General features: G+C 36.0%; 2 protein-coding genes. Both read right to left on the bottom strand.

The features are described 5' to 3' along the window. Positions 1-22 precede the first annotated feature (22 nt). The gene (locus tag ACYPXO_RS10770; protein ID WP_459640574.1) at positions 23-640 is read right to left on the bottom strand and encodes a carbohydrate-binding family 9-like protein; all 618 of its coding nucleotides are present in this window, start codon (positions 638-640) and stop codon (positions 23-25) included. Between the two features lie 123 nt (positions 641-763). Then, positions 764-6,484 (bottom strand): endo-alpha-N-acetylgalactosaminidase family protein, encoded by a 5,721-nt coding sequence (locus ACYPXO_RS10765; protein WP_459640573.1) that lies wholly within the window; start codon positions 6,482-6,484, stop codon positions 764-766. Positions 6,485-6,836: the final 352 nt, after the last annotated feature.

The raw sequence follows: 6,836 nt of genomic DNA, 5'->3' as shown, positions 1-6,836 counted from the left end.
TCTATTTCCCGACAGCCCCTTTTTATTTAATAGTTGTTTTTGCAAAACAAACCGGTAAATGAAAGTTAGGTGTGTCACTTTTAATGCGTGAAAAACTTCCATAATGTTCAATCTCAGGACTTTCGGAAATTTTATAAAAATTGCTGTAAAACTCTGCCCCATTTATAAAAGTATCAAAATCACAAAGTCCACATAAAAATTCTTCCGGAATGGTAACCGTAAGCGTCCATTTATCTTCTTCCACTACTGTCTGACAATGACTCTTTTCACATACTTCTTCTGAGATAAACTCTCTTCCTTTACGACCTTTTCCAAATTTACAGTAAAGCGCGCCATTTGCATTCATCTCATAGTTGATATACATAACGTCATTGGAAAGCTCCTGATTTTTTTCCGGAAATGCAAAAAATACTTCTACAGCACTGTCTTCACACACTCTGTCACGGTCTTTTGCATATTCTCTTTTAGGATTTATCTCTTCGCAGACAAATTTTACATAAAGACCTTTTCCCTCCAAATATCCTGCATATCCATATGTCTTAGGTGTGTACACGTTGTTCCATTGATAATTGTTTATTTCAAATAAGTCACATTTTTCAATATCATTTTCTGTATTGATTTTACGAATTGTGTAATTCATCCTTTTCTCCCTACTTTCATTATTCTTTATGCTTTTTATTATAGGCCATAGGAAAAAAGTTTTCAAACGAAAAATTCAGCCTGAATAATCAGGCTGAATTTTCTGTTTCCTATTAGGAATTATTTATTTTCTTTTTTTGAAAAGAAGTGCGATTGCTGCTCCTAATCCTGCAACTGTTGCTGTTAATGGAAGAACAGGCGCTTCATCTCCTGTTTTTACAGGTTTATTACTTGGTTTGTTTGGTTTATTTGGTTTTACCGGTTTCTGTGTATCTGTGCCGCTTCCGCTACCATTTCCACTACCGTTATCATTGCCATTACCGTTGCCATCATTGTTATCGCCATTTCCATTAGAAGCAAGAACTAATCCGTCTTCTGCAATATTTAATGAACTTAATGCCCCATCAACCTCTGCCTGTGTAGCATCTTTGTCTGCAAGAACTGCTTTTGCATTATTTAATGCTTCTTCAAACTTCTTCCATGAATCTGCCGTATAGTCTGCTTTATTATATTTGCTATAGTTATCTACAGCAGCCTGTAAAGCATCTTTATCTGCAGGTTTTTCAGGATCCGGTTTTTCTGCTGCAACTAAATCTTTTACTGCATCTCCAAGATTTGCAATAGCAAGAGATACGTCATACTGTGTTGCTTCTGCATCAGCATAAACTGCTTTTGCTGCATCTAAGTATACAATCATGTTGTTCCATGATTCTTCTGTGTAATTTTCTTTCACAAGTTTTTCCGCTTCAGCAATTGCATTTTTCAAACCTGTTTTATCTACTACCGGTTTTTCAGGTGTATATGGTGTTGTTACACGAAGTTCTGCTGCTGCAGCAAACTGATTTGCTGTATTTCCTGCTGTTTCCACTGCAATTAATTTAACATTTGTGACATTCTTATACTCTTTATCAAATTTAATTTTCTGCCATACTGTATCTGTAGAAACTTCTACATCATCTTTAACTGTTGTCCATGTTTTTGCATTATCTGTACTAACCTGTACATCCACTTTTTTCAATTTACCATTTACATTTGCTGCACCCGGACGTGGAAGATATCTCATACCATTTACAGTCTGTGGTCCTTTGAAGTTAAACTGATACCAAGCATTATCAATATTAGCATCATTCCAATTTGTATGCCAGAATGTATCTGCTTTATTATCCTGTGCTAATTTAGGATCACCTTCAGAAGCATTGTTCGGTTCAAAACTTCCTGCTTCTACAGAATATTTATCTACCGCAATATCTCCTCTAGAATCAGACTCTGTTCCGCCTGCATATTTTAAGGATTCCATAGCACCTTTTAATTTGTAATATGCATTTTCAATGTCTTCCTGTGACTCTTTATCTTTATTTAATGCAACTTTTGCATCTGTTAAAGCATTTTCAAATACTTTCCAATCTGTCGATAAGTGATCTTCTGCTTTAAGTTGTTCAGCCTCTTTTACTAACGCTTCTAAGTCTGCTCTTGACACATCTGCTTTCACTTCTTCGATTTTTAAGTTATCTAATACAAAGTCCTGATATCCTCCGAAGTTTGCTGCTGCTCCGCTTGTTCCCATGAGATTTGGTGCTTTTGTTGTTGAGTAAATACCGAACCATGTCTGTCCGCCCGTAGCACCTGTGATTTCAAACTCATGCGTTTTCTCTGCTTTAGAACCCATTGCTTTTGCTAATTCAGTTACTTTTTCATTTCCTTTTACTTCGCCGTTACCTACAACTACTCCGTAAATTCCGTCTGAACCTGACTGATAATCAAATGAAACTTTGTATGTCTTTCCTTCTTCAAAACGGAAATTCTGAGGAATTGTCTGCATTACAAGGTTACCTGACTGACAAAGACCGTTTGTTTTTACTGACCAGTTAGATTTTGGATCGTTCTTTGTAAGAACGTCATCCATTTTCTTAACATCCCAGCCTGCTTGAGTATATTTACCATGTAATTCTGAAAGGTGAGTACGGTTATCTTCTACACCCTCGATTGCTCCGATAACAAATGGATATACACCCTGTACGTTATCTTCAAAGTTCTGTTTCATTCCAACTACATTTCCGTCTTTATCTTTTTTCAAAACATCCATAGTTGTTTCTGTTACACGAACATCATCAAAGTATGCACTTCCTTCCCCTTCTTCTTTTGAAAGAGTTAATGTCACTTTACCGCTTTCAGGCGCTGTAAAGTATACATACATATTCTGGAAGTAACTTGTTCCGTCAACAGTTGCACTTTTATTACTGTGTGTATATGCTTTTACATAGTTCTTCGCAATAGATTTTGTTGTGTAGTTTGAATCTAATACTTTATCACCTGATTTTACAGTGATGCTTGCTTTTGCATTACTTCTATTATCTACACCAACTAATACGGCATATTTCTGACCTGCTTTTAAATCAGTCAATTCCTGAGTCATAGATACTTTGCCGTCTAATTTCAGCATTGGGTTGCTATATTGACTCTTAGCAATAACTGCTTTGCCGTCACCTGTTTTTTCCCAATATTTTGTAAGACCTGCATCACCTGTATTGAATCCCGCATCTACAATGTGCATTCCTTCACTCCATGTGATTTTTAAGTTATCTTCTTTACCTCTGCATACAACATAAGGTGTCTGTGCTTCTGCTTCTAATGTAATTCTTCCATCTTTTACAGGAACTGTTTTTTCGTTTACTTTTCCTAAATCTGTCAATTCATAAACTTTTACATCTTTTAAGTTTTTCCAGTTATCCTGAAGTTCCCAAGTAGTTGTTCCACCTTTTGTATTCCAGTGATACATTTTTTCTTTATCTTCGGATACTTTTTCGCCTGTTTCTGCATTCCAGTTCCATGGTACTAAGTAAGATTCTGTTCCTCCTTGTCCGTTATCACCTCTTGAAACAGCACCTGTTGCAATTACTTTATCATTTAATGTCATTGTTCTGTCACGATAAGCCGCTTCATTTGGATTATCAGATTTTCTTTCAAGAACTAATGTACCCATATCACCTTTTAATGTGATTTTCTTTTCAGGTGTCCAAGTATAAGATTGTCCGTCCGGATTAGTGTCTGTAAATGTTTTTCCATTCTCCCAATCCACAACTTCAAAGTGCTGGATAAATTTCGTTGTTAAATCATGTGTATATAAGTTTTGGATATATGCATCATAATCGTTACGTCCCTGCCAGCCTTCAAAGTCTTTCATGTTATATCCACCAAGAAGTGGTGCCATTGCAGCTCCTTTGTATGAAGGATAATCACCTACCCATGAATCTTTCTGATGGTTGCGAAGGAAACGCATAACTTCACTGTTTTCACCTTTTAGTTTATATCCACCGTATGTTAAGTCAGTTGCCCAATGTTGAAATGTTGAGTCGTACTCATTTGCTGAACCCCACTCTGTTGCCATACGCCAGCCATTGTCATTGATTTCTTTTGATAATTTACGTGTCTGCCATGAATCGTCATTTCCACCTGTCTGATTTCCCCAGATGTCTACATAAACGAAATCCATGTTATCTACTTTTTCATTTAAGTCGTTGAAACGCTGTCTTCTGTGTCCTTCACCTAGGTCGTACACACTGTCAAGTCCCACACCCTGATCTAACCAGTTCCAGCCGTAACGTAAATCACCTTTTTTATGACTGCCGTCTTCAGCATCTTTGTCATATCTTCTTACAGAATCATCTGTAAATGCTTTTGCTTCCGGATACATTTCTCCGGCATTTACATGAATACCGAATCTTGCACCATATTTTTTACCTTTTTCCATAAGTGTGTTCATGTCTTCTGCACCACCGATACGTTTTCCGATGTCTGCGTAATCAGGGTGACCTGAATCATGACCTTCACTTCCGTAACCTTTTAAAAGTACTGACTGTCCTAAACCGTCTGTGTGCATTGCTACACGTTTTACGTTATCCAATGTTGTTAAGAATGGGTTCTGTGCCTGTCCACCGAAATTCATTGCAATACGCCATGCAACTAATTCAGGAACTTCCTCACTCTTGTAAGGATTGTGCATAATCTCTCTGAATGCAACTGCACCATCCTGCCAGTCAACATTTTCATCACCATTTATATTTCCGGTGATTGCTACCTTCATAGAAGGCATTGCTGTTTCTTCTACAACGTATTGTTTCTTATAAAGACTTCCAGATTCATTTTTCTTAGGAGCACTTTCTACTGCTCTATGATAGTACCATTTTGTACTTCCAAGTCCCATTGTTACATATCCGTTTCCTTTTTCAGCAACAGACTGTACTCTTGTATTGTGACTACCGCCTGAAACACCTACCGCTTTTGCACTACCTTCATTTTCAGAGTTACTCCAAAGACCTGCACTTAATTCGTTGTTAGAAACAAATGCATACATATAATCCTGGCTCTTTGCAGGTGTGTTAGCATTTACTTCTATATATTCGTCACCACTGATTGTTGTGTTAGAAGACATTAAAGCACCTTTTAAATTTGCGCCCTCCTGTGTACTTCTTACAGAAACTAAACTGTGGTTTGGAATTTCAATTGTCTGAATTGCGTTATCTTTTGTTTCTTTAACGCCTGCTTTTAAAAGATTATTTGTCACTTTTGTAATATCAAAATGTAATTCATTTTTCTTTACTTTTAATTCTGCCGTGATTTCTGCATCAATTTTTCCATCGGCAGTTTTTAATTTCATCACATATGTTGCTTTATTATCATCAAATGTGGCTTTTACATCATCTTTTCCTAATTTAATTGCTACATTATTGATTTTAACTGTATCAATTGCCTTAGTCTGTCCGTAGAATACTTTTCCTTGATTTTTCCCTTTCATCTCGTATTTTACAACACTTGGGAATTTCTTTGCTACGAATACATCCATATCTGCTGAAAAAATTTTCTGCGTTTCTACTTCTGCCTCAGGAGATAATTTAATGTCTGTAACAGTTGCTGCAGCACCATTTACCGTAACATTTCCTGTCGCAACTCCAAATCCTTCTTTTGTAACTTCAACAGTGTATGTACCATTTTTCAGTTTTAAAGTATATTCACCTTTATCGTTTGTTTTTACAGTCTGCTCACCAACTTTTACTATTGCTTCTGCTACAGCCTGTCCTTTATCATCAACAACTTTACCTGTTACGTCATAAGTTTTCGCTTCTTGCTGTCCTGTATAATGAATATCTTTCAAAAGTACATCTGTTACATTAGTTCCAAAACTTCCTGCTTTAATAGCAATTTTATTACCCAGACTATCTTTGATTCCATTGAAATCTTCGTTAGTAAATACTGCTTCATCGTTAACTTTCAATGTCATCTGGTAATTTCCTGTCCATTCAACACGAACCTTTGTTTCTGCATTTTGTGCCGGTGCAGGTCTTCTTGTCTGACTATACCAAGCTCCATCACCATCTTTATATTTCTGCCAGAACCAACCACCGTTGTCATATCCGACAAACATGCCATTAGCATCTGTGTTATAACCTAAATAAATACCAAATCTATCTGAATTACTTTGACTTGTATTCTGATTGTTTGATTTCAATGTAAATTCAACATATCCCGGTTTTGTGAAATCAAATGTTGTTGGGTTTACAAACATTGCCGGTTTGGTTCCCGGGTTATTTCCATTTCCTGTTCCTGATTTTATATGTAACCAGCCATTTTCAACTGCACAAACAGAATCTGTTCCTACTTTATTTTCTTCTGTCCATTTGTCGTTCACACCGTCTTCCAAAACGGCTTCTTTTTCCGCTTTTGCATTATTTTCTTCCGCTGCCTGTACCATAGCAGGAACATTAAAGTACTGTGCTGATTCTGCTACTGATGGCACTGTCATGCTGGCAACTAAAAGTAAACTAAGAACTTTTAAATTTCTCTTTTTCATACTGATCTCCTTTCCGCTCGTATTCATGCATATTGCACAAATATTACCACTTAATAATACTACAATCGTACATATTTTTTCAATTCTATTTTTTTACATTTATACTAACGTGCTAATCTTTTCTACTATCGTGCAAATATTTCAAAATAAAAGCAAAGATAGAAAAATTCTCCGGCATTTTGCATAATTTCTATCCTTGCTTTTATTTATTTCTCTGTATATCTTTTTATCTAACTTTCAGCAAAATATACAATTTTGTATTTTATTACCTATTTATATACTGTTATATAAATTTCTTATTGCATAAAAAAAGAAAGTCTTTCGACTTTCCAACTTTCGGTGTACCTTCAAA

It is taken from the genome of Faecalimonas canis (genome assembly GCF_054601575.1).
Note: the sequence above shows the minus strand (reverse complement) of the source record. Positions and strands in the feature narration are given on the sequence as shown.